Origin of the sequence: Rhodococcus sp. PSBB066 (assembly GCF_017068255.1) — a bacterium.
GTDB classification, from domain to species: domain Bacteria; phylum Actinomycetota; class Actinomycetes; order Mycobacteriales; family Mycobacteriaceae; genus Rhodococcus; species Rhodococcus aetherivorans.
Window position 1 is genome coordinate 372,938 of record NZ_CP070859.1, and the last position, 23,805, is coordinate 396,742.

The following is a 23,805-nucleotide window of genomic DNA, read 5'->3' on the forward strand; positions in this document are numbered from 1 at the left end:
AGGCGGATGAACCTACACCAGCAGCTCGGCGATCTGAATGGTGTTGAGGGCGGCGCCCTTCCGCAGGTTGTCCCCCGAGACGAACAGCGCCAGACCACGCCCGTCCGGCACACCCGGATCCTGACGGACCCGGCCCACCAGCGACGGATCCTGGCCCGCGGCCTGCAGCGGCGTCGGAACGTCCACGAGCCGCACGCCGGGGGCGTTCGCGAGCAGTTCCTTCGCGCGCTCCACCGACAGCGGGCGTTCGAACTCGGCGTTGATCGACAGGGAGTGGCCGGTGATCACCGGCACGCGCACGCAGGTACCCGACACCAGCAGGTCCGGCAGTCCGAGGATCTTGCGGGACTCGTTGCGCAGCTTCTGGTCCTCGTCGGTCTCGCCGCTGCCGTCGTCGACGAGGGAGCCGGCCAGCGGCAGCACGTTGAACGCAATGGGCGCGACGTACTTGTCCGGGGCCGGGAAGTCGACGGCGCTGCCGTCGTGCACCAGCTTCTCGGCGTCGCCGATGACGGCGCGCGCCTGGCCGAGCAGTTCGTCGACGCCGGCGATGCCGCTGCCGGAGACGGCCTGGTAGCTCGAGACGATCAGCCGCTGCAGTCCGGCCTCGTCGTGCAGGACCTTGAGCACCGGCATCGCGGCCATGGTGGTGCAGTTCGGGTTGGCGATGATGCCCTTGGGCGGGTTCTTCGCCTCCTGCGGGTTCACCTCGCTCACGACGAGGGGAACCTCGGGATCCTTGCGCCAGGCCGAGGAGTTGTCGACGACGGTCGCGCCGGCGGCGGCGAACCGCGGCGCCTGCGCGCGCGAGAGGGTCGCTCCGGCCGAGAACAGGGCGATGTCGATGCCCTTCAGATCCTCGTCGGAGGTCGCCGCTGCGTCCTCCACGACGATCTCCTCGCCGCGGAACGGCAGCTTCTTGCCGGCCGAGCGGGCCGAGGCGAAGAACCGCACCCGGTCGGCGGGGAAGTTGCGCTCTTCGAGCAGGGTGCGCATGACGATGCCGACCTGTCCGGTGGCACCGACGACAGCGAGAGTGGTCACAGCGATTACCGTCCCGTTCCGGCGTGGACGACGGCTTCTTCCTCGCCGCCGAGTTCGAACGCGGCGTGCAGGGCGCGCACCGCGTCGTCGAGTTCCGTGTCGTCGACGAGGACCGAGATACGGATCTCCGACGTGGAGATGAGGTCGATGTTGATGCCCGCACCCGCGAGGGCCTCGCAGAACTTCGCCGTGACGCCCGGGTGGCTCTTCATGCCGGCGCCGACGAGCGAGACCTTGCCGATGTGGTCGTCGAACAGCACCTGGGTGAAGCCGATCTCCTCCTGCTGCTTGCTCAGCAGCTCCACGGCGCGCGGGCCGTCGCCCTTGGGCAGGGTGAAGGTGATGTCGGTCTTGCCCGTCTCCACCTTGGAGATGTTCTGCAACACCATGTCGATGTTGATCTCGGCGTCGGCGACGGCGCGGAACACCTTCGCGGCGTAACCGGGGGTATCGGGCAGGCCGACGACGGTGACCTTGGCCTCGCCGCGATCGTGCGCGACGCCGGTGATCAGAGCCTCTTCCACGGGGATGTCCTCCATCGATCCGGACACGATGGTGCCGGGCTTGGTGGTGTACGACGAACGAACGTGCACGGGCACGTTGTAGCGGCGGGCGTACTCGACGCAGCGCAGCATGAGCACCTTCGCGCCGCACGCCGCGAGCTCGAGCATCTCCTCGAAGGAGACCTTCTCGAGCCGCTGCGCGTCCTTGACGATGCGCGGGTCGGCGGTGAAGACGCCGTCGACGTCGGTGTAGATCTCGCAGACATCGGCATTCAGCGCCGCGGCCAGGGCGACGGCGGTCGTGTCGGAGCCGCCGCGGCCGAGGGTGGTGATGTCCTTGCTGTCCTGGCTCACGCCCTGGAAGCCGGCGACGAGGACGATGCTGCCCTCGTCCAGCGCGGCCCGGACGCGGCCGGGGGTGACGTCGATGATCTTCGCGTTGCCGTGGCTGCTCGTGGTGATCACGCCGGCCTGCGAGCCGGTGAACGACCGCGCCTCGGCGCCGAGCGAGTGGATCGCCATCGCGACCAGGGCGTTGGAGATCCGCTCACCGGAGGTGAGGAGCATGTCCATCTCCCGCGCCGGCGGCGCCGGGCACACCTGCTGGGCGAGGTCGAGCAGCTCGTCGGTGGTGTCGCCCATCGCCGAGACCACGACGACGACGTCGTTGCCCGCCTTCTTGGTCTCGACGATCCGTTCAGCGACGCGCCGGATCCGCTCGGCCGTCGCGACCGAGGATCCTCCGTACTTCTGGACGACGAGTGCCACGCTGGCGAACCTCCGGGGTCTTGGGTGCAAGTCCAGGGGATCAGCTTACCGATGCGGCCTGGAGGGACGGGGCTCGACCTGCCCCGGCACCCGGCAGCCGTCCGCTCCCGGCCTGCGGCGAGGGCCGGAACCGTCGGGCGTGACAGCGGTCTCGGGTGGTGACAGCATCTCCGGCGTGAGCATCGGCAGACGCCTGCAGGTCCGAGCGGTGGACGAACGTTCCTCCGCCTCCCCCATCGAGTTGTTCTTCGATCTCGTGTTCGTCTTCGCCCTGACCCGGGTCACCGACCTCATGGCGGTGGACACCAGCGGCGTCGACGTGCTGCGCGCCGCCCTCGTCATGGCGGTGCTGTGGTGGGTGTGGGTCGGCTACTCGTGGCTGGGCAATCTCGCCCGCGCCGACGAGGGCCTCATGCGAGTCGTGATGTTCGCCGCGATGGGGGCCGTGTTCGTCGTCGCCCTGACGATTCCCGAGGCGTTCGACGACATGCCGGGTGGCCTCGACGGACCGGTGATCTTCGCGGTCGGCTACTTCACCGTGCGCCTGATCCACCTGGCGATGTTCCTCGTCCTGAGCCGGGACGATCCGCAGCTGCGGCGGCAGGTGCTCCGATTCCTTCCGAGCATGCTGGTGGGAACGGCGTTCCTGCTGATCGCCTCGCAGCTGTCCGGACCCGCGCAGACGGTGCTGTGGATCCTCGCCCTGGCGGGCGACTACCTCGGCACCCTGGCCGGGGGCACCGGGTGGCGGCTCCGCTCGGTGAGCCACTTCGCGGAGCGGCACGGACTCATGGTGATCGTCGCCCTCGGTGAGTCGATCGTCTCGATCGGGATCGGCGTCGCGGCGCTGCCGATCTCCTGGGCGATCATCGTCGCGTCACTGCTGGGTCTGTCCGTCTCGGCGCTGCTGTGGTGGGCGTATTTCGACGTCACGTCCCTGGCCGTCGAGAAGGTCTTCGACGCGGCGACCGGGACCCGGCTGATCCGGATCGCCCAGCGTTGCTACAGCTACGCCCACCTGCCGATGGTGATCGGAATCGTCATGCTCTCGCTGGGCCTGAAGAAGATCCTCGCCTACGTCGGGGACGGGAACCATCATCGGCTCACCGATCCCCTCCAGGGCTGGCCGCTGGCCGGCCTGTACGGCGGGGCCGCGCTCTATCTCCTCGCCCTGGTGTTCTTCCGCGCCTACGCGACCGGTCGCGTCGAGGTTCCCCGGGCGACGACGGCGGTCGTCCTGCTCGCACTCCTTCCCGTGGTGGGGCACGTCCCGGCGCTGGCGACCCTCGGCATCCTGGTGGCGGTGCTGCTCGTCCTCATCGGGTACGAGACCGTCCGTTACGCCGAGCCGCGCGAGACGATCCGTCACGGGGGCTGAGACCGGACGGGCGGCTCATCCCGCGACGGTCGTGCGCAGCAGCATGACGTTGTAGTCGCTCCAGCGGGACGCGACGAAATACAGGTCGTTGCCGCTGGACCACGGATGGATGTACGGCGCGTACAGGCCGCCGATCTGGGCGCCGGTGACGACCGCCCGCGGCGCGCTCCACGGGCCTTCCGGGCGCGCGCTCGTGCGCATCTCGATCTGCCCGCGTTCCTCGTTGCCGTAGAGGAGGACGAAGGTGCTGCCGGTCCAGTGCACCGACATCTCGCCGACCGGGGCGTCGACGACGGGGACCGCCGCATCGATCCCGCCGAGGATCCAGTGGGTGCCGGTCCAGAACTCGTAGGCGGTGAGGTCGCGGATCTGCGCCTCGGGCACGCGCGAGACGTGGGCCGGACCGAAGCGCCCGTCGGGCGTGCCGAAGTCGTAGACGTAGCCCTCGTGCTTCACGTACGCGTGCTGTTGGAAGTTGCTGTTGCCCGTCGCCAGTTGCTGGACGCCGGGGACCTCGACGGGGGTGTTCACCCGCGCGGTGGCCGGGTCGACGGTCCATGTCTCACCATTGTCGGTCGAGTACGCGACGGCCGAGGCGTTGGTCCACCATTCGCCCGGTTCGCCCCAGGCGCGCACCGACATGAAGTTGATGTACTGCGTGCCGCCGACCGAGATGCCGGCGGTGGGCACGACGGTGGTCTCGACCCCGTCGATGCCGACGCTGCCGAGGACCTCGCGGGCGAAGTTCGGGTCGGAGGAGAGCACCGGCGCCCCGGAGTAGCGATCCCCGGGTCGGGGGTCGGGCACGGCGATGCCGTCCGACAGCTCGGTGTCGCCGCTGCGCATGAGGATGTTGCGGCGCCATTCGTCGCCCTCGACCGAGCAGTCGCCGAAGGTGTCTCCGAAGGCCGCGAGCACCTGCCGGCCGGGGCCGGTCCCGCCGTTGTCCCACATGATTCCCAGGTCGGTGCCCGAGACGGAGAAGCGGGTGTCGGTCCGGTTCGGGCTGCGCGGTCCCGTGACCCAGGCGACGGTGCGGGTGGGCCCGGAGGTGATCGTCGGCAGCGGTCCCTGCGGCGTCCCGGCACCGGGGTTGCTGCTGCCGAAGCCGCTGCTTCCGGACCCGGAGCCCCCGCACGGTTCCGCTTGAGCGGTGGCGGCAAATGGCACCGCGCAGCCGAGCGCGAGCAGCAGCGCCGAGGAGAACGTCGTCGCCGACCGGACCGCCCTCATGAGCCCTCCTCCCGGCCGGGTGACCGAAACGCGTCTTCCCTGATACTCCTGTGACCAATGGTGTCTGCGTGACAAATGAGGTCAACGTATTGGATCGGCGGGGCTCGCGACAGCGCCCTCCGTATCGATCGGGTCACGTTCGTACGGCCTGCTCCGCCCGGCCCCGGCAGCGAAATCCCCGCATCCCGGGTGGGCTCCGGCGGGGGCGAGCGAGTACACTGCCTGGCATGCAGCGCGCGCTTCTCCTCGGCCGCCGCGGCGGGATCTGACCAGACCGGCTTCCCGTCGCGGGGTGTGGTCGCGCCGGTCGTATCCTCATCCGGACTCACCGGTCCCCTTTTTTTGGAGTTACGTCATGTCACCCGCCGACGCATTCACCTCCGGCTCGCGCACTATCACGCCGCCGAGCAAGCCCGCCCCCGCCGATCAGCCGGCGTGGAACACGCAGAAGAACTCCTCGATGCCGACCTACCGGTACCGGCCGTTCGCCGAGGAGGTCGAGCCGGTCACGCTGCCGGACCGCACCTGGCCGGACAAGGTCATCGACCGGGCCCCCGCCTGGTGCGCCGTGGACCTGCGTGACGGCAACCAGGCGCTCATCGACCCCATGAGCCCCGCCCGCAAGCGGCGCATGTTCGACCTGCTGGTACGCATGGGCTACAAGGAGATCGAGGTCGGCTTCCCGTCGGCGAGCCAGACCGATTTCGACTTCGTCCGAGAAATCATCGAGGACAACGCGATTCCCGACGACGTCACCATCCAGGTGCTGACGCAGGCCCGCCCCGAGCTGATCAAGCGCACCTTCGAGGCGTGCGCCGGGGCCCACACGGCCATCGTCCACTTCTACAACTCGACGTCGATCCTGCAGCGCCGCGTGGTGTTCAAGGCGGACAAGGACACGGTCAAGAAGATCGCCACCGACGCGGCCGAACTGGTACTCGAGGAGGCGAAGAACCACCCCGACACGAACTGGCGGTGGGAGTACTCCCCCGAGTCGTACACCGGCACGGAACTGTCGTACGCCAAGGAGGTGTGCGACGCGGTCGTCGACACCCTGGGCGCGACCCCCGAGAACCCCGTGATCATCAACCTGCCGGCGACGGTCGAGATGGCCACGCCGAACGTGTACGCCGACTCGATCGAGTGGATGCACCGCAACCTGGCCAAGCGCGACTCGATCATCCTGTCGCTGCACCCGCACAACGACCGCGGCACCGGCGTCGCGGCGGCCGAACTGGGCTACCAGGCCGGCGCCGACCGCATCGAGGGCTGCCTGTTCGGCAACGGCGAGCGCACCGGCAACGTGTGCCTGGTCACCCTCGGCCTGAACATGTTCAGCCGCGGCGTGGACCCGCAGATCGACTTCTCCAACATCGACGAGATCCGCCGCACCGTCGAGTACTGCAACCAGCTGCCCGTGCCCGAGCGGCACCCCTACGGCGGCGACCTGGTGTACACGGCCTTCTCGGGCAGCCACCAGGACGCCATCAACAAGGGCATGGACATGATGAAGGCCGACGCCGACGCGGCGGGTACCGACGTCGACGACCTGACCTGGGCGGTTCCGTACCTGCCGATCGACCCGAAGGACGTCGGCCGCAGCTACGAGGCCGTGATCCGGGTGAACTCGCAGTCCGGCAAGGGCGGCGTGGCGTACATCATGAAGCACGACCACGGCCTGAACCTGCCGCGGCGGCTGCAGATCGAGTTCTCGCAGGCGGTGCAGCGCGTCACCGACGGTGAGGGCGGCGAGGTCAGCCCCAAGGAGATGTGGGACATCTTCCACGAGGAGTACCTGACCCCGATCACCCCGCTCGAGCGGATCCGGCAGAAGGTCGCCGCGGCCGAGACCGACGACGGCACCGACACCGTCACCGCGGTCGTGAAGTACCACGGCAAGGAACAGGAGATCACCGGGTCCGGCAACGGCCCGCTCGCCGCCTTCGTCGACGCCCTGGAGACCCTGGGCTACCAGGTGGCGGTCCGCGGCTACGCCGAGCACGCCATGTCGGCCGGTGACGACGCCCTCGCGGCCGCGTACGTCGAGGCGGACGTGACCCGGCCCGACGGGGTCTCGGCCCTGGTCTGGGGTGTCGGAATCGCGCCGTCCATCACGACGGCGTCGCTGCGCGCGGTGGTCTCGGCGGTGAACCGGGCCCACTGAGCCCTCCGGTCCCGCGAACACCGCGGCAAACGGCGCGAATTCGGACGAACGCGGCGGTACTCTTTCGCAGGAGTGCCGCCGCGTGTCCGTTTGTCGGCCGGGCGAATCTCGGTTCGGATCCGTCTCCGCACGTGCCCCACGAAAGGGAGCGTCACATGGATTTCTGGGACATCATCTGGTTCATCATCGTCAGCTTCGCGTTCATCGCGTACCTGATGGTGCTCTTCTCCATCATCGGGGACCTGTTCCGCAACCACCAGCAGTCCGGCTGGATCAAGGCGATCTGGATCGTCTTCCTGATCTTCCTGCCGTTCCTGACCGCCCTGATCTATCTGATCGTCAACGGCAAGGGCATGGCCGAGCGCTCCGCGCGGGAGTACGCCCAGGTCAAGCAGGCCCAGGACAGTTACATCCGCGAGGTCGCCGGCAAGTCCCCCGCCGAGCACATCGCCGACGCCAAGGCCCTGCTCGACGCGGGCACCATCACCGAGGCCGAATACCAGGCCCTCAAGGCCAAGGCGCTGGCCTGACGCCGCCCCCGGGGGGATCACGACGATGACGTCCGATCCGGTTCGGGTCCGCCGCGACGGGCCCGTCACCACCATCGGGATCAACCGTCCCGAGGTCCGCAACGCGGTCGACCGGGAGACGGCGCAGGCGCTCGCCGACGCCTTCCGCGCCTTCGACGCCGACGACGAGGCGGCGGTCGCCGTCCTGCACGGCGAGGGAGGCACCTTCTGCTCCGGCGCCGACCTGAAGGCGATCAGTGAGGGACGCGCGAACCGGGTCGCCCCGGACGGTGACGGGCCGATGGGCGTGTCGCGGATGCGGCTGTCCAAGCCCGTCATCGCCGCGATCTCGGGCCACGCCGTCGCGGGCGGGCTCGAGCTGGCGCTGTGGGCCGATCTGCGCGTCGCCGAGGAGGGGGCGGTGCTGGGCGTGTTCTGCCGCCGCTGGGGCGTGCCGCTGATCGACGGCGGCACGGTGCGGTTGCCGCGGCTCATCGGCGAGAGCCGCGCGATGGATCTCGTCCTGACCGGCCGTCCCGTCGAAGCCGACGAGGCGCTGCGCATCGGGCTGGTCAACCGGCTCGTGCCCGCCGGGCAGGCGCTCGCCGCGGCCCGCACGCTCGCCGCCGAGATCGCCGCCTTCCCCCAGATCTGCCTGCGCCGGGATCGTCTCTCCCTGCTCGAACAGCACGGTCTCGACGAGGACCAGGCGTTGCTCAACGAGTTCCGGCACGGCACGGTCTCCCTCGCCCACGACACGCTCGACGGCGCCTCCCGGTTCGCCGCCGGCGCCGGGCGGCACGGCAGCTTCGGCGAATCCGGCAGCTAGCCGGAGCCGTCCCACACCACATGGCCGTCGGCCCGCACGCGGGCTCCGGGGGCCGCCTCGTGCGCGACGAGGCGGCCGTCGTGCATGAGGTGTTCGACGTCGCGGCCGAAACGCAACACGACGATGTCCGCGACGAGGCGGCGGTGGCAGCGCCACCACACGCTCTCGCTGCACATCATCGCGGTCCGGCGCCGCGCGGACTCCACGAGCAGGCCGTCGAGCGCGTCGGCGAACTCCTCGGTGCGCGTGTGGGCGGCGTAGGCAGCGAACTGCTCGACCCGCCACCACGAATCCTTGGGCGCCGTCCCGGCGGGTAGCCGTCGCCGGCCCCCGAGCCGCCGCTCGAGCCGATAGCCGATGCCGGCATCGGTCAGCCATTCCGTCATCGCGTCGCCGGCGAGGTCCGGGTTGCGCCGGCTGCCCGGGAAGCGCCGGACGTCGACGAGCGACTCCACGCCGGCGGATCGCAGCAGCTCGGTCAGCTGCGCCCGGTCCAGCCGTCCGTGACCCACGGAGAGCAACACCTCGATGATCCTTCCCTCAGATCGGTTCTCTCCGGCATACCACCGACGGCTACCGCAGGCTCGTCCCCACGCCTGCAGCCGACGTGTGCCGGCATCCACCCGGCGACGCGATCGGCAGCTCCTCGAACCGGCCGTCCGGGAAGCGCAGGTGCACGTGCACCGCACCGGCGACCACCCCCAGCGGCTCGCGACCCAGCAGGCGCGCGAGCACGTACGTCGCGCTCAGGCTGGTCACGTCGCGGATCACGCCCAGCGGCAGCAGCGAGCCCGTCTCGGCGAGCACCTCGCGCTCGCCCGCGCGCAACACCAGCCGCAGGCCCGGCGCGACGCCCTGGACGGCGAGCGAGACCGCGACGTTGTCCCGGTCGTCGGAGCCGACCGCGGCGAGCGCCGCCGCGCGATGCACCCCGACGCGTTCGAGCAGCCGCCGGTCGCCGCCGTCGCCGACCACAGCGGGGATGTTCAGGTCGCGCACGAGCCGCAGGTTGCGGGCATTGGTGTCCCGCTCGACGCCCACCACCGGGATGCCGAGGTCCCGCAGCTCCCGGCACAGCCGCAGGCCCACCTGCCCGAGGCCCACCACGATCACGTGCCCGGAGCGGGGCAGCGACCGGGGGCCGAGCAGCGCGGTCAGGCGGGGGCCCAGCAGCCGGTCCACCACCCCGGCGGTGAACATGGCGGTGAACACGATCGTCGCCAGCATCGCGGTCGACGCGATCGCGGCGTACGCCTCGTTGCCGTGCGGATCGGCCGCCGGGCCCACCGTCGTGACCACGCGGACCGCCTCGTGGAACGCGTCGATCGCCCCCTTGCCCTCCCCGAAGGTCAGCCAGGCCCAGTCGCCGAACAGCACCGCCGCCAGGCCGAGCAGCCCGGCCAGCAGGATGCGGGTGCCGGTCTCGTGGGTGCGCAGCACCGCGGTGAGCTGCCCGGCCCACCGCTGCCACACCATCCGTCGCGGTACCGCGACGGGCACCTCGTCGAGCACGTCGCCGGCCACGCGGATGCCGCGCGGTTCGCGGGTGGAGGTCACGGCCAGCAGGCCGGGTGCCACGCACGGCCCGGCCAGGGAGGCCACGGCGAGATCCGCCGGCGACGTCACGTCGCACTGCGGCAGGAACCGTGCGAGCTGATCGCCGATCGTGCGGTCGAAGATCGTCGCGACCATCGGTGCGTCCGGCTGCAGGTGCGCCGCGGCGAGCGCATACCGCAGCGCGACCACGTCGTCCTGCAGGAGCACCGCGATCCCGGCGACCGGCGGCCGGTCCAGGAGGGCCCGCAGCTCCTCGTCGTCGGGCCGGGGCGCGTGCCGCACCGCGCAGCCGAGGTCGACGAGCGAGGCGCAGACCCGGCGCGCGACGGTGGTGTCGCCCACCACGACGTACGTCCCGGTGTTCCCGCCGGTTGTATCCGCCTCCGCCACGGCGACCACCTCCCCGCCTCAGGGGACCACGCAACCTGCGGCGGCGCATCCGGCGGCGCGGTCGCTGTGAGCGATTCCCGCAGCGTAGCGGCGTGTGACCGTGCGGACACGGCCGCGCCGCGGCGGTGGACACGGCCGCGCCGCGGCGGTGGACACGGCCGCGCCGCGGCGGTGGAGGCGCCGCTGTGGAAAACTCGCGACGTGGGTACAAGCACTCGAATCACCGGGCGCGGGCGGCTGGCGCTGCGCGCGGCGAAGGCCGCCTCGTGGGCGTCGCAGAAGGCGGGGCGCGGCAAGGGGTCGATGATCGGCGGCCTCGTCGCGCTGAAGATCGATCCGCGCCTGATGGAACAGCTCGGCCGCGGCCGTCGCACCGTCCTGGTCACCGGCACCAACGGCAAGTCCACCACCACCCGGATGACGGCGGCGGCCCTGGAGACGATGGACGCCGTCGCCACGCAGGCCGACGGGGCGAACATGGACGCCGGCATCGTCGCCGCGCTGGTCGCCCACCAGGAGGCGCCGCTCGCCGCGATCGAGGTCGACGAGCTGCACACCCCGCACGTCGCGGGCGCCCTCGACCCCGAAGCGATCGTGCTGCTCAACCTCAGCCGCGATCAGCTCGACCGCGTGGGCGAGATCAACATGATCGAACGCAAGCTGCGTGCGGGCCTCGAACGCCACCCGGACGCGGTGGTCGTCGCCAACTGCGACGACGTGCTCGTCACCTCCGTCGCCTACGACCACCCGAACGTGGTCTGGGTGGCGGCCGGTGCCGGCTGGTCGGGCGACTCGGTCAGCTGCCCCCGCACCGGTGAGCCGATCCTCTGGGAAGACGGGCGCTGGCACAGTACGGGCTCGGATTTCGCACGGCCCGAACCGGATTGGTGGGTCGACGACGAGAATCTCTACGGGCCGGACGGTCTGGTGCTGCCGATGACGCTGACCCTGCCCGGGCGCGCCAACCGCGGTAACGCCGCTCAGGCGGTGGCCGCGGCGGTCGCCCTCGGCGCCGATCCGGCCGCGGCCGTCGCGGCCGCAGGTGTCGTCGAGGAAGTCGCCGGCCGGTACAAGACCGTGCAGGTGGGTCCGCATTCGGTGCACATGCTGCTCGCGAAGAACCCGGCCGGGTGGCAGGAGGCCCTGTCGATGATCGACCCGACGGTCGACGGTCTCGTCATCGCGGTCAACGGGCAGGTGCCCGACGGGGAGGACCTGTCGTGGCTGTGGGACGTGCGGTTCGAGCACTTCGAGGGCGTGCACGTCGTGGCGTCCGGCGAGCGCGGCACCGACCTGGCCGTGCGGCTGACCTACGCCGGGGTCGAGCACACGTTGGTGGCGGATCCGATCCGGGCCATCGCGTCGTGCCCGCCGGGACGGGTCGAGGTCCTGGCCAACTACACCGCGTTCCGGGATCTGAACACCGCCCTGGCGAAGGGAGCCGCGCATGTCTGAGTCCACCGTGCGGATCGGGCTCGTGCTGCCCGACGTGATGGGCACCTACGGCGACGGCGGCAACGCGCTGGTCCTGCGGCAGCGCCTGCGGATGCGCGGGCAGGACGCCGAGGTCGTGTCGATCAACCTGACGGACCCGGTGCCCGAGTCCCTGGACCTGTACACCCTCGGCGGGGCCGAGGACTCGGCGCAGCGCCTCGCCACTCGGCACCTGCAGCGCCATCCGGGCCTGCAACGGGCGGTCGAACGCGGGGCGCCGGTGCTGGCGATCTGCGCGGCGATCCAGGTGCTCGGCAACTGGTACCAGACGTCGGCGGGCGAGCGCGTCGACGGCGTCGGCCTGCTCGACGTGACCACCGCTCCGCGGCAGACCCGGGCCATCGGCGAGGTGGTCACCACTCCCCTCGTCGAGGGCCTGCGACTGCCGCTGACCGGATTCGAGAACCACCGCGGCGGAACGACTCTCGGCCCCGCCGCCCGTGCACTGGGCCGGGTCACCCGGGGCGTCGGCAACGGCGTGGGCGACGGCGTCGAAGGGGTCGTCCAGGGCTCGGTGGTCGGCACGTACATGCACGGCCCGGTGCTGGCCCGCAATCCCGAGCTGGCGGACCTGCTGCTGACCCGCGCGCTCGGTGTGGACTCGCTGCCGCCGCTGGACCTGCCGGAGGTCGAGCAGCTACGCCGCGAGCGGCTCGCCTGACCCGCCGCTCGGACGAGACCGCCCCCGGACAGGGGTTCGGCCCGGGAATCGCTTTCGCAACCTCCGGGCCGGATCTCTGCTTCACGAGCCTCTGTCGTCCTCGGACGTCTGCTCGATTCGCACTACTGATGTTACCTGCATCACACCCCGATGGCAAGGGGTGGGATCCGGGGTTCAGCTACTCCCCTTGATCTCGCGGCGATGCTGGTCGACGACGGTGCGGGCCAGCTCCGCAACCTTGACGTTGACCTGCTGCGACGTCCGGCGGAGGAGATCGAAAGCCTCGTCGTCGGAGATCTTGTTCAGCGCCATGAGGAGCCCGATCGCCTTGCCGATCTCCCGATTGCTCTCGATGCCGTTGCGGAGCGAGGCGACGTCCTCGCCGCGGGAGACGGCGGCGACACAGACGGCCGCGAAGGCGGCCAGGACGGTGCCGTTCGCGGCGGCCGCGAGGTCGAAGGCCCCCGGCGTGTCGGAGAACAGGTTCAGCGACCCGACCTTGCGGTCGTCGACCCGCAACCGGAATCCCATCGCCCCCCGCACCGGCGTCTGCTTCACGACGCCGGGAGCCAGGTGCGGCCACTGCTCGGAGACGCTCAGGTCCGGCTCGATCTGGGCGGCCTCCTCCTCGATCGCATCCAGGCACGGCCCCTCGCCGGTGGCGCGCTCGAGGTCGTCGACGTGCCGCGCGACGACGTCGGAGGCGCCGACGGTGACGTACGCCCTGCCTTCCCGCAGCATGAGGCTCGCATGGTCGCAGCCGGGAACCAGCATCGTGGCGGCCACACAGATCGCCGCGTACGCCTCCGAGGGCTCGGCGCCGCGATAGACGATCTCGGCCAGTGCGGCGAACACCGTCGCCGGATCAGCCGCGGACTGTCCGTTCTGCATGAGCGCTCCTCGACCTCTTCGCCGCGCCCTTCCGTGCGGGGCGTCGGATCGCCATTCAACCAGACACGCCGGAACACCCCCCGATTCGCCCGGACGGCGAATTCGCTTCCTACATGCGAATTCGGGGCGGTCCGGCGGTGCCGCGGCACGAGTTGGACATCCGTTCGAGTGGCGCCGGTCGCTGTGATGCGGTACAACACATCGGCATTGGTTTTGTGAACCAAGTCACGATTTGTTTGCAGGGGGATAAACCGAATATGACAGGCACGGCAACGCGCCGCCACACAGCACACGACGAGGACGCCCGGAGCACCCCGTTGGTGCTCACGTCCACCACCGGCGCATCGACGTCGGGGTGGCGCTCCGCCCTCGGGCACGCACTCGGCACCGCCGTCTCCGTCAGCGCCGCGGCCCTCATGGTCACCGGCCTGACGGCGATCGGCGCCACCACCACCGTCACGGGTCTCGTGTCCTTCCTCCGGACGAACTGATCGTCCCGGTCGACCGAGCCCCGTCCATTCCGACACCACAGACAGGAACAACACCACAGATGCACACCTCCGCTGTCGCCGCGGCCCGTCGCTCCATGAGCACCGAGGAGATCAAGGCCCGCATCGAGGCCATGTTCGCGGAACACGACCAGCAGGAGCACCCGACGGCCGACTGACCCTCGGCAACTCGGGCCACACGTCGAGAGGAGAACCGAAATGAACGCGAACGTGGTCCAGCTACTGCTACTGCTCGGTGCCGCACTGGGCGGCACCGCGGCCTTCAAGGCCTACCTGGTGCGATCGGATTCCGAGCATCCGCACCTGTCCGACGACCTGGGCCCCCGGCCCCGGTACTGACGAGACGGCACCCGCCCGGGGAGACTCCTCTCCCGGGCGGGTCTTCTCAGCCCGGGCCCGGACGGCCCGGCCCTCGGAGCACCGTGCGGGCCAGTCCCGACACGTCGCGCCACGGTCCGTGCAGGACCGGCAGTATCTCCGCCGGCAACCGGGTCAGCTGCCGGCGGGTTGCCGACACCGGGGTGAGCAGCCAATCGGCGGTGTCCACGATCCGTTCGACCTTCCGGAGAGTGAGGTCCACCCGCTCGATCGACGCGCCGAACCGGTCCACCGCCACGGCGAAATCCCCGAGCTGCTCGTCGAACCGCCCCAGCACCCGGTCGAAGTTCGCGAGCGAGACGCCGATGCCGTCGGCCACGCCCTCGACCCGGGCGATCGTCACGTCCGCGTTGAGCGCGGCCTGTGTCAGCCTCCTGATCCGTCCCGACGTACCGTCGCCGGGTCCGGTCAGGTCCGCCATGTCACCGCCCCGCGGCATGTCACCGCCCCGCGGCATGTCACCGCCCCGCGGCATGTCACCGCCCCGCGGCATGTCACCGCCCCGCACGCCGTCATTTCGCATCCGCTCCCTGCAGCAGCCACCGGTCGTCCATTCGAGCGAGGGTGATCAGGAACCGCGTCGCGTCGACCCGCCCGTCCGGCACCGCGACGTTCTTCACGTCCTGGTCGAGGAACACGAGCACCGTCGCGCGATCCGCGTCCAGTGTCTCGACCGCGGCGTGCGACACGGTCGCGACGGACACGCCCTGCCCGTTCTCGACGAGCCCGCGCAGGTCCCCCGCCACCGAGCGGTACTTCTCGGCGAACTCCCCGGTGGAGACGTCGGTGACCGCGGCCAGCGCATCGTCGAAATGCTGGTAGTCGTAGGTGCCGAGGGCGATCGCGTACTCCCGCGCCCGGTCCAGCGCGTCGGCGCGCAGGCCCTCGGCCTGCTCGGCCTGCCACCACCGGAATCCGCAGAAGCCGGCGGCCGCGGCGAGCAGCACGATCAGTGCGGGCGTCAGCCATCGCCGCACCCGGGAGCGCGGGGCCGGCGGATCCGGCGGCGCGGTCGCGGGGGTGTCGTCGACAGTATGGTCCGTGGTCGGCATCAGTTACCCAGTCCTTCCAACAGCTTCTGCCAGTACTGCAGCACCTCGACTCCGGTCGGGACGAGCAGCGGGTCCTGCGCCATGTCCGGCCCGGTCACCCTTCCCGGGGTGCTCTGGTGTTGCAGTCCGAGGTCGTCGGGCCGCGGCGCGACGCGGGCGCCGCGCTGGGCGAGGTCTTCGCCCGGCGGGCAGTAGAGCGACAGGTTCGGCGTGCGGGGGCTTTCGTCGCCGACCGTGCGGCGCTGTGTGTCGTAGTAGCAGACCGGACCCTGCGTAGCGACGAGCGAGAAGTCGCCGCGGTCGCCCTTGACCACCGAGGTCAGATCGCCGAGTGCCGCAGGGATCGAGTCGAGGCCGGCCGCCAGCGCCGGGGTCCGCGGGGCGAGCACATCGCCCACGGTCACCAGGTTCGTCAGCAGCAGCCCGTAGTCGTCGCGGGTCTCGGCGAACAGCTCCTCCGTCTTCGCCAGCGCGTCCGGCGACCGGTCCAGCAGGTACACGAGCGCGTCCCGGCTGCCCACGAGCTGGTCGGAGACGTCCCGGACGGCGCGCATCGCACCCGGGAAGGTGCCGGCGTCCTCGGCGAGCGTGTTCACCAGATCGACACCCTGTTCGAGGAGCGCCGCCAGGGCCGGCGCCCGTTCGGATGCCATCGTGGAGAGGGCGTCGGCGTTCTCGATCATCGACTGCAGGTCCGCTCCGGTCCCGGCGAGGGCGGTGCCCCACGTCTCGCCGAGCGTGGCGACGGACTGCGGATCGATGCTCTCGACCAGTGCGCTCATCCGCACGAGCAGCTGATCGAGGCGCAGTCCCTGCTCGTCCGCCGGGACCTCGACGGTGTCGCCGTCCGTCAGGTAGGGGCCGTCGGCGGTCTGCGGTTCGATGTCGAGGGTGAGGATGCCGATCGCGGTCGCGGTGGCGATCCGTCCGGTGCTGCCCACCGGGATGCGGGTGTCCGAATCCAGCACGAGCACCGCCGTCGAGCCGCGACCGCCGTCGTCGATCGTCACCGATTCGATCTCCCCAACCGCGACCCCGCGGTAGGTCACCGTCGTTCCGGGGCCGATACCGCGGGCATCGACCAGGTGCGCTCGCACCTCGATGCCGCCACCGAAGCTCTGCGGGCCCAGGACGTAACGGACGCCGAAGGCGGTGGCCAGCAAGCCTACCGCAACGAACAGTGAAACCTGCACCAGCACCGGGCGTTTCATCGAACACCGCCCCGAAGCAGGTCCGGCAGCCCCGCTGGGACGGTGACCGGCGGCGACTCGCGGAGCATCACCGGAACGCCGCCGGTGAGCAGCATGTCGATCGCTCCCGGCACGTCCAGGGCGCCGTCGAACAACAGGTAGTCGCCGTGCACGGACCGCGCGAAGCCGTCCATGAAGGCGTTCATGTTGGTCAGCGCAGACCCGACGGTGTTGTTGAAGTCCCTTATCCCGGACAGTATTTCGTCCAGGTCGTCGACCGCTCCGCCGATCCGGCCGGAGTCCGCCAGCACCGTGTCCAGCGAGGTGAGCACCGACGAGGTGCTCGAGACCAGCGACCGGAGGTCCTGCTCCTGAGCGGCGAGCAGGTCCACGACCTCCGCGCTGCTCGCCAGACCGTCGTCGATCAGCTGTTGCTGCTGCGCCAGCCGCGCGGCCACCGCGTCGGTGGCCCGCAGCGCCCGCGAGATGTCGTCGCCGTTCTCGGCGGCCAGCGCCATCGTCCGGTCCGTCCGCTCGAGCAGTCCCCGAACGGTCTGCCCCCGGCCGCCGAAGGCGGCGTTCAGCTCGGTGGTGATCGTGCGCAGCTGGTCCAGACCGCTGCCGTTGATCACCTGTCCGAGCATCGCGAACGTGGCCTCGAGTTCCGGCCCCATCTCCGTCCGGTCGATGACGTCGCCGTCGGCGAGCAACTCCGGCGACGGCTGCTCCGGCAGATCGATCTGGACGAACGGGTTGCCCAGCGCGGACGGGAGCCGCACGGAGGCACCGACGTTCGACGGAAGCGCGGCCCATTCACTCAAACTCAGTTCGAGGAAGGCCCGGTGCCCGTCCGTCGAGATCCCGTGGACCCGGCCGACCACAGCCTGACCTGCCCGCACCTCGGTGCCGGGATCGATCCGATCGGCTCCGTCGAACACGGCGATCACGCGGTAGGTCTCGCCGGCGCCGCTGCGTCCCGTCGGCAACTGATGCAGACCCAGTCCGCAGCCGGTCACCGAGACGGCCACCGCGGTCAGCGCAGCGACGAATCCTGTTCTCCCCCAACGGCTCACCGGACGCCTCCCTCGTTCAGCGCCCGGTCGAGCGACTCCGGCACGAGGTCCTGGAACGGATCGGACAGGTCGAAGGGAACGGTGATCGGGTTGGTGAAGCCGGCGCCCGTGCACAGGGGAAGGCGCTCGCGCTCGCAGAGTTCCCTCGCGCGGGGAAACTGGCCGACCTGGGTGGAGATGTTCAGGCGGATACGCGCGGTGGTGTCGGCGCCGATCGTGTTGTCGATGTTCTGCATCGCCAGCGGCAGCACGTCCATGAACTCGGCGAAGTCGACCTCGTGCTGTGCGAACTGCCCGGTGAGGACCTGGGCGTTCGAGACGACGGCGGCGATGTCCTCGCCGCGGGAGCCGAGCAGGACGTCGAGCCGATCGAGGATGGTCGTCAGCTGACCGATCGGCCCGGCGACGTCGAGGTTCTGTCGTTGCATCTCGGCGCCGAGTTCGGACAGCCCCCCGGCGAGCTCGGACAGGGAGCCCTGCCGGGCGTCGACGGCGGCAACCGCGACGCCGAGGTCGTCGACGAGGGCACCGATGTCCTCGGACCGGGCACCGAGCACCGAGCCGGCCGCCCCGAGCGCGCGCAACGCCCGGTTGATCTCCGGCCCGAGACCTGCGGTGGCGCCGGCGGCGAGGTCGAGGGTGGATCCGAGCGACCCGGATTCCGGTCCCAGCGCCGCGGCGATCGTATCGACGCTCTCGAGCAGTTCGTCCCAGTTGATCGGCGCGTGACTGCGTTCGGGCGGAATGACATCGTCGCCCTCGAACCGCGGTCCGGCGGTGTACACCGGGCTCAGTTCCACGAACCGGTCGCTGATGATCGACGGGTTCATCACGAACGCCGACACGTCGGCCGGCAGCGTGATGTCGTCGGGGATCCGCATCGTCACCTCGACCACCGTTCCGGCCGGTTCCACGGCTTCGACGGTGCCGACGGGCAGGCCGAGGACCGCGACCTTGCTCCCCGGGTAGATGCCTCCGACGGACGCGAACTCGGCGGTCACGGTGCGGGTGCGGTCGGTCCCGACGAACACGTACCAGGCAGCGGCAGCACACAGCGCCGCGACGACGACGATCCCGATGCCGCGCAGCAGACGGGTCTTCCGCGTGGTTCCGACGGTGGTCACCGGCAACCCTCCATCACTCCGAGGGCACACAGCAGGTTGTCCGGGATCGGCCCGGCCGGGGCGTGGACGTCGACCCAGTTGCCGTTGCCCGAGGCGTCGGCCGCGGCGCGCAGGGCGGGCGGAAGCCGGGTCATCAGCACGTCGATCTGCTCGGCGTTGCGGTTCAGCGTGTCGGTCACCGACCGCATGTTCCCCAGCAACGCGTCCATTTCGCCGGAGTTGTCGGTCAGGAACGTCGCGGTGTGCTCGGTGAGCAGCCGCAGATCCTCGACGAGTTGCACGAGGGATTCCTTACGGGCTTCGAGGATCGACACCACGGTCGTGGCGTTCTGCACGAGCAGCTCGACGTCCCGGCTCTGGCCCGCCACGATGGACGTGAGCGACTTCGACGCCTGCAGCAGGGAGTGGATGCGGGCGTCGTTGCGGGACAGCATCTCCGCCGCGGCGGTGGCTCCGGCGAGCGCATCGGCGATCCGGCCCGGGTCGGACGGCACGGCCTCGGCCAGGGTGTGCATCATCGCCTCGAGGGCGGGCACGTCGAGTTCCCGGGCCACGTGCTGCGCCTCGGACGCGAGGTCGTCGAGGCTGTACGGAACGGAGGTCCGCGCCAGGGGGATACGCCCGCCGGGCAGTTCTCCGGCACCGGCGGGCGTCACCGCCAGGTAGATCTTCCCGAGGATGGTCCTGAGCCGCACCTCGGCGGTCGTCCGGTCGCCGAGCGGCTGGCCGCCGTCGACGCGGAACGTCACGATCACCCGGTCCGCCGCGAGCTCGAGGCTCTCCACCCGTCCGGCGGGCACACCCGCCACATACACCGGATCGTTGGGTTGCAGACCGGCGGCGTTGGCGAATTCCGCGGTGTAGCCGTTCGTCCGGAGCAGGTACGTGGCCCGGGGCGCGGCCAGGGCGACGGTCATCACCAGGGCGACGAGGACGATGCCCACGGCCCCGACGACGAGCGGGTTGCCGGCGCGGCCGCGGCGGCCCGCGAACACGGCCCGCAGCGCGTCGCGAATCTGCTGCGCGCGCCTCATCGGCACACCTCCGAGTACTTCGAACCGAAGATGTTGGTTTCGAAATCGCCTGCCTTGATGGTGAAGTTGCACATGTAGAGGTTCAGCCAGCCGCCGTAGTCGCTGATGCGGTTGAGGCTGTCGGCCAGTTCCGGCAGCCGGCGCACCGCCTGCTCGAAGTTCTCCGTCTGCGGGATCCAGGCGTCGGTCATCACCCGCAGATCGGTGACGGACCGGTCGAGGGGCGCCATCGCGCCGGCCATGAGCACCGCCGTCGAACGCACCGCGGTGCTGCCACGGTCGACGAGCGCGGCGAGTTGCTCACCGTCCCCGGCGAGTGCGTCACCGACGACGGCCAGCCCGGAGAGCAGCCGGCTGATGTCCTCGCTGCGCCGGTCCGCCACGGCGACGAGCGTCTCGAGATTGCCGACCAGACTGTCGAAGACCTGCTCGTGGTCGGCGATGTCGCTGCTGACCGCGGCGATGTGCAGCAGCAGGGAATCGAGGGTGCCGCCCTGCCCCTGGAACGCCTCGATCACCGCGGTGGCGAGCGCATTGATCTGCGCCGGATCGATCGACTCGAACAGCGGCTCGAATCCGTTGACGAGCGCGGTGAGATCCAGGGCGGGTGCGGTCTGCTCGATCGGGATCGTCGCGCCCTCCGGCAGTACCGTGCCGGTGCTGCGCTCCGGCAGTGTCAGCGCGACGTACCGGACGCCGATCATGTCGCCGTAGTTGATGTCGGCGGTGACATCGGTGGTGAGCTCGAATTCCGAGTCGATCTCGAAATCCACCACTGCCCGCGAGGTCCCGTCGTCCCGGGGGGCGAACGTCACGTCCGAGACGCGCCCGACGCGCACGCCGGCGAGCGTGACGTCGCTGCCGGGGCTCAGCCCCTCGACGTCGGTGAACTCGGCGGCGTAGTCGCGGGTGGGCCCGGTGACGGTCCTGTCGAGGGTGTTGCCGACGACGACCGCGGCGAGGACCCCCACCGTGCAGAACGCCGCCAGGCGCAGCGCCGGCCGGAGCAGCGTGTTCACGAGACCGCCACCTCCGTGCCGCGGACCAGGGGGGCCAGCAGAACCGAGGCCGCGGTGGACGGGTCCACCTCCGTCGCCTTCGGGTCGGACGGATCCACACCGCCCGCGATCTGCTCCAGGTAGCCGAGGGTGTCGCGTTCGGTGGCGGCCGAGAGGACCGGCCGGCCGTCGACCGGGTCACCGCAGTTCGCGCCGTCGAGCCCGGGATAGCGCGGGCAGTCCGCCGCGGTATACGGCATCGGATCGGAGAAATCCACGACCGCGGTGATGTCGAACCGGCCGGTGGCGAAGACCCGCGCGCCGGCGTCGCCGAAGGTCGTGAGGTAGCGCAGGGTGTCGTCGAGGCCGGTGGTGTCCGCGGCGAACGTACCGAGCACCGGGCCGCCGTTGCGGACGACCGAGATGATCCGGTCGGTGTTCTCCGACATCAGCGCGGAGCCCTCGGCGGCCAGGCCGGCGCCGCCGCGCAGCAGCCGCGCGATGCCGTCCCGGCGCTCGAGGACGATCTCGGAGAGCGCGGCCGCGTTCTGCATCGTGCCGATCATGTCGTCCGTCGCTGCGGCCATGGCCTCGGTCACCGCCGCCAGCTGCGGCGACGCCGCCAGGCCTGCGTCGATCCGGGGACCGAGCTGCTCGGTGAGCGCGGCGGTGCGGTCGAGGGTCCGGCCGAGGGTCTCACCGCGGCCGGCGAGCGCCTGGCTCATCGCGTCGAGCGCGACCGCGAGCCGGTCCGGGCGCAGTTCCTGCAGCAGCTCCGTGGTGGTGTAGTACAGGCCGGCCAGTTGCACGCCCTCGGCCGAGGTGTCCGCGGTGACCTGCGCACCGTCGCGCAGGCGCGGCCCGGCGGCGGGGTCGTGGGGCGGCACCAGTTCGAGGAAGACGTCACCGAACAGGGTGCGCGGCACGATTCGCACCCGCACTGCTGCCGGGATGTTCCGGATCGCGTCCGGGTCGAGCTGCATTGTGATACGCGAGCCGGTGACGCCCGCGTCCAGGTGGGCGAGACGGCCGACGTGCACGCCCTGGTACTGCACACCCGCGGCGCCGAAGATCACCCCGGCGCCGGCCGGGACGACGGCGGTGATCTCCGGATCCCTCGACAGCCCACCGGATCCGGAGACGACGAGCAGTCCGCCGGTGACGGTGAGCACCGCGACGGCGAGCGCACCGACGAAGGCCAGCGTGCCGGTGCGCAGTCCGAGCCGGCGACTGCGGCGGGGCGCCGCGGACCGGGTCCGGCCGTTCGGCGGGATGCCCGTGCCGGACGGAGTCGTCCGGTCGCGTTGGGTCGTCACGCCAGCCCCACCCCCGGCACGGTGGGCACGAGACCCCACAACGCGAAGGTCAGGACCACGTCGGTGATGCCGATGGCCAGGATGCTGGTGCGCAGTGCGCGCCCGGCGGCCCGGCCGACGCCCTCCGGGCCGCCCGTGGCGTGGTAGCCGTACGAGCAGTGCACGATGCCGACGATCACCGCGAACACGACGGCCTTGGTCAGCGAGTACCACAGGTCGGCCGGGGAGAGCGCGAGGTGGAAGTAGTAGTCGTAGGTGCCGGCCGAGTTGCCCTGGAAGGTGACGACCACGAGGCGCGTCGCGACGAACGCGGACAGCAGGCCCACCATGTAGATCGGGACCACGCACACGGCCGTGGCGATGAGCCGGGTGCTGGCCAGGAAGGGCACCGACTTCACGGCCATGGCGTCGAGGGCGTCGATCTCGTCGGAGATCCGCATGGCGCCGAGCTGCGCGGTGAAGCCGGTGCCCACCTTCGCGGCCAGGGCGATGGACGCGACCACCGGCGCCAGTTCGCGGGTGTTGGCCAGAGCGGAGAGCATGCCCGACAGCGAGGTCATCCCGATCAGTTCGAGACCCCGCTGGGTTTCGACTCCGACCATCATCGCGGCGACGGCGGACATCGCGAACACGATGCCGATGGTGCCGCCCCCGGCGAGCAGGGAGGCGTAGCCGAAGCTGACCTCCCCCACGTGGTACATCACGTGCTTGAAGTAGCGGCGCAGCGCCGTGGGGACACCGGCGATCGCCTCGACCGCGAACACCACGTGCCGACCTACCGTGGCGAACGCGCCGACGACCCCGGTCAGCGACCGATGGACGGCCCGGGCCTGTGTCACCGCCGAACAGGAGAGCATCAGTACGTCCCCACGGCCGGCACCATCACGGTGTACATCTGGGACAGAACGGTGTTGACGACGAACACCATGACGAATGCCAGCACGACCGCCTCGTTGACGGCGTCGGCCACGCCGCTGGGACCGCCCTTGGCGTGCAGGCCCTTGAACGCGGCGATCAGGGCGGAGGTGATCCCGAAGAACGCCGACTTGACCATCGCCGTCGCGAAATCCGACAACCGGCCGTATTCGCCCAGGGTGCGGAGGAATCCGCCGCCGGAGGCATCGTTGAGGTAGATCTCGTACAGATAGCAGGCGCCCACCCCGACGAGTGTGACGAGCGCGCAGAGCATCACCGACACCAGGACCGCGGCGAGCAGCCGCGGCACGACGAGGCGCTCGATGACGTTCAGCCCCATCACCTCCATCGCCTCGATCTCCTCGCGGATGGTGCGTGCGCCGAGATCGGCGCAGATCGCGGAGCCGCCCACGCCGGCCAGCATGAGGGCGCACACGAGTGCGGCCGCCTGTCCGACCACGACGAAGGCGACGATCGCGCCGGAGTAGGCGCCGGCTCCGAGCTGGCCCGCCAGGGATCCGACAGAGACCGCGATGAGCACCCCCACGGGCAGCATCAGCAGCAGGGCCGGACCGCTGCACACCTTGGCGATGAACAGCGACTGCGTGATCGTCTCGCGGAGCGAGAGGCGACGGCCGACGACGACGCGCACGGTCGTGGCGAGGGTCTCCACCGAGAACCCCACCAGCGCACCCACCTGGATCGCCAGGTCGTGCACCGGCCCCCTCGCCTTGGGCAGCTCGAACGTCACTCCCACACTCCCGTACGCGTCATCGCGGCGTGCCCCGTCCCCCG

The 23,805-nt window shown here is 70.7% G+C and carries 24 protein-coding genes; 8 read left to right on the top strand and 16 right to left on the bottom strand.

The features are described from left to right. Positions 1-12 precede the first annotated feature (12 nt). Complete coding sequence (locus JYA75_RS01820) at positions 13-1,044, bottom strand: aspartate-semialdehyde dehydrogenase (protein WP_006932608.1); 1,032 nt, start codon at positions 1,042-1,044, stop codon at positions 13-15. 5 nt (positions 1,045-1,049) lie between these two features. After that, complete coding sequence (locus JYA75_RS01825; protein WP_006932606.1) at positions 1,050-2,315, bottom strand: aspartate kinase; 1,266 nt, start codon at positions 2,313-2,315, stop codon at positions 1,050-1,052. 175 nt (positions 2,316-2,490) lie between these two features. Between JYA75_RS01825 and JYA75_RS01830 the strand changes: the two genes are divergently transcribed. Next, positions 2,491-3,693, top strand: a complete 1,203-nt coding sequence (locus JYA75_RS01830; protein ID WP_203329623.1) for a low temperature requirement protein A — start codon at positions 2,491-2,493, stop codon at positions 3,691-3,693. Between the two features lie 15 nt (positions 3,694-3,708). On the opposite strand, the gene JYA75_RS01835 is transcribed toward JYA75_RS01830, so the two are convergent. Further along, positions 3,709-4,926 carry a DUF4185 domain-containing protein gene (locus JYA75_RS01835; RefSeq protein WP_050034481.1) on the bottom strand — a complete coding sequence of 406 codons (1,218 nt, stop codon included), beginning with the start codon at positions 4,924-4,926 and terminating at the stop codon, positions 3,709-3,711. A gap of 355 nt (positions 4,927-5,281) precedes the next feature. Between JYA75_RS01835 and leuA the strand changes: the two genes are divergently transcribed. From leuA to JYA75_RS01850, 3 genes are all read left to right on the top strand, one after another. Beyond that, entirely contained in the window at positions 5,282-7,090 is a 1,809-nt protein-coding gene (gene leuA / locus JYA75_RS01840) for a 2-isopropylmalate synthase (protein WP_050034480.1), read from the top strand. 155 nt (positions 7,091-7,245) lie between these two features. After that, complete coding sequence (locus tag JYA75_RS01845) at positions 7,246-7,620, top strand: SHOCT domain-containing protein (protein WP_006932600.1); 375 nt, start codon at positions 7,246-7,248, stop codon at positions 7,618-7,620. A gap of 25 nt (positions 7,621-7,645) precedes the next feature. Further along, positions 7,646-8,428: a crotonase/enoyl-CoA hydratase family protein gene (locus tag JYA75_RS01850; protein ID WP_203329624.1), complete on the top strand. Its 783-nt coding sequence runs from the start codon at positions 7,646-7,648 to the stop codon at positions 8,426-8,428. On the opposite strand, the gene JYA75_RS01855 is transcribed toward JYA75_RS01850, so the two are convergent. Both JYA75_RS01855 and JYA75_RS01860 read right to left on the bottom strand, forming a co-directional pair. Continuing rightward, the gene (locus JYA75_RS01855; RefSeq protein ID WP_203329625.1) at positions 8,425-8,952 is read right to left on the bottom strand and encodes a DUF488 domain-containing protein; all 528 of its coding nucleotides are present in this window, start codon (positions 8,950-8,952) and stop codon (positions 8,425-8,427) included. The two genes, JYA75_RS01850 and JYA75_RS01855, sit on opposite strands and share 4 nt — an antisense overlap. Before the next feature lie 49 nt (positions 8,953-9,001). Next, the gene (locus tag JYA75_RS01860) at positions 9,002-10,375 is read right to left on the bottom strand and encodes an NAD(P)-binding protein (RefSeq protein ID WP_006932597.1); all 1,374 of its coding nucleotides are present in this window, start codon (positions 10,373-10,375) and stop codon (positions 9,002-9,004) included. 201 nt (positions 10,376-10,576) lie between these two features. Between JYA75_RS01860 and JYA75_RS01865 the strand changes: the two genes are divergently transcribed. Both JYA75_RS01865 and JYA75_RS01870 read left to right on the top strand, forming a co-directional pair. Continuing rightward, positions 10,577-11,830, top strand: a complete 1,254-nt coding sequence (locus JYA75_RS01865) for a Mur ligase family protein (protein WP_203329626.1) — start codon at positions 10,577-10,579, stop codon at positions 11,828-11,830. Beyond that, positions 11,823-12,530 carry a glutamine amidotransferase gene (locus tag JYA75_RS01870; protein ID WP_203329627.1) on the top strand — a complete coding sequence of 236 codons (708 nt, stop codon included), beginning with the start codon at positions 11,823-11,825 and terminating at the stop codon, positions 12,528-12,530. Before JYA75_RS01865 ends, JYA75_RS01870 begins: the two co-directional genes overlap by 8 nt. Before the next feature lie 174 nt (positions 12,531-12,704). Here the strand turns inward: JYA75_RS01870 and JYA75_RS01875 are convergent, their stop codons facing one another. Then, positions 12,705-13,421: a GAF and ANTAR domain-containing protein gene (locus JYA75_RS01875; protein ID WP_161996970.1), complete on the bottom strand. Its 717-nt coding sequence runs from the start codon at positions 13,419-13,421 to the stop codon at positions 12,705-12,707. Between the two features lie 257 nt (positions 13,422-13,678). Between JYA75_RS01875 and JYA75_RS01880 the strand changes: the two genes are divergently transcribed. Together JYA75_RS01880 and JYA75_RS01885 are read left to right on the top strand one after the other, a co-directional pair. Beyond that, positions 13,679-13,912 carry a hypothetical protein gene (locus JYA75_RS01880; RefSeq protein ID WP_043801681.1) on the top strand — a complete coding sequence of 78 codons (234 nt, stop codon included), beginning with the start codon at positions 13,679-13,681 and terminating at the stop codon, positions 13,910-13,912. A gap of 216 nt (positions 13,913-14,128) precedes the next feature. After that, on the top strand, positions 14,129-14,269 hold the full coding sequence (locus JYA75_RS01885; protein ID WP_006934528.1) for a hypothetical protein: 141 nt from the start codon (positions 14,129-14,131) through the stop codon (positions 14,267-14,269). Between the two features lie 46 nt (positions 14,270-14,315). Here JYA75_RS01885 and JYA75_RS28665 read toward each other — a convergent pair whose 3' ends face one another. From JYA75_RS28665 to JYA75_RS01935, 10 genes are read right to left on the bottom strand one after another with little or no spacing between them, the layout of a single operon-like run. Next, positions 14,316-14,831 carry a hypothetical protein gene (locus JYA75_RS28665; protein ID WP_239010519.1) on the bottom strand — a complete coding sequence of 172 codons (516 nt, stop codon included), beginning with the start codon at positions 14,829-14,831 and terminating at the stop codon, positions 14,316-14,318. Next, positions 14,821-15,360 (bottom strand): hypothetical protein, encoded by a 540-nt coding sequence (locus JYA75_RS01895; protein WP_161995538.1) that lies wholly within the window; start codon positions 15,358-15,360, stop codon positions 14,821-14,823. The genes JYA75_RS28665 and JYA75_RS01895 overlap by 11 nt, the downstream gene beginning before the upstream one ends. Next, entirely contained in the window at positions 15,360-16,571 is a 1,212-nt protein-coding gene (locus tag JYA75_RS01900) for an MlaD family protein (protein ID WP_203329628.1), read from the bottom strand. Before JYA75_RS01900 ends, JYA75_RS01895 begins: the two co-directional genes overlap by 1 nt. After that, positions 16,568-17,623, bottom strand: coding sequence for an MCE family protein (locus JYA75_RS01905; protein WP_203329629.1), 1,056 nt, complete (start codon positions 17,621-17,623; stop codon positions 16,568-16,570). The genes JYA75_RS01900 and JYA75_RS01905 overlap by 4 nt, the downstream gene beginning before the upstream one ends. Further along, positions 17,620-18,747 carry an MCE family protein gene (locus JYA75_RS01910; RefSeq protein ID WP_231772082.1) on the bottom strand — a complete coding sequence of 376 codons (1,128 nt, stop codon included), beginning with the start codon at positions 18,745-18,747 and terminating at the stop codon, positions 17,620-17,622. The genes JYA75_RS01905 and JYA75_RS01910 overlap by 4 nt, the downstream gene beginning before the upstream one ends. After that, the gene (locus JYA75_RS01915; protein WP_006947493.1) at positions 18,744-19,781 is read right to left on the bottom strand and encodes an MCE family protein; all 1,038 of its coding nucleotides are present in this window, start codon (positions 19,779-19,781) and stop codon (positions 18,744-18,746) included. Before JYA75_RS01915 ends, JYA75_RS01910 begins: the two co-directional genes overlap by 4 nt. Continuing rightward, positions 19,778-20,800, bottom strand: coding sequence for an MlaD family protein (locus JYA75_RS01920; RefSeq protein ID WP_203329630.1), 1,023 nt, complete (start codon positions 20,798-20,800; stop codon positions 19,778-19,780). Before JYA75_RS01920 ends, JYA75_RS01915 begins: the two co-directional genes overlap by 4 nt. Next, the gene (locus tag JYA75_RS01925; protein WP_239010520.1) at positions 20,797-22,095 is read right to left on the bottom strand and encodes an MCE family protein; all 1,299 of its coding nucleotides are present in this window, start codon (positions 22,093-22,095) and stop codon (positions 20,797-20,799) included. Before JYA75_RS01925 ends, JYA75_RS01920 begins: the two co-directional genes overlap by 4 nt. Then, the gene (locus JYA75_RS01930; RefSeq protein WP_006947487.1) at positions 22,092-22,952 is read right to left on the bottom strand and encodes an ABC transporter permease; all 861 of its coding nucleotides are present in this window, start codon (positions 22,950-22,952) and stop codon (positions 22,092-22,094) included. The genes JYA75_RS01925 and JYA75_RS01930 overlap by 4 nt, the downstream gene beginning before the upstream one ends. Beyond that, positions 22,952-23,761, bottom strand: coding sequence for an ABC transporter permease (locus JYA75_RS01935; RefSeq protein ID WP_029547144.1), 810 nt, complete (start codon positions 23,759-23,761; stop codon positions 22,952-22,954). Before JYA75_RS01935 ends, JYA75_RS01930 begins: the two co-directional genes overlap by 1 nt. Positions 23,762-23,805: the final 44 nt, after the last annotated feature.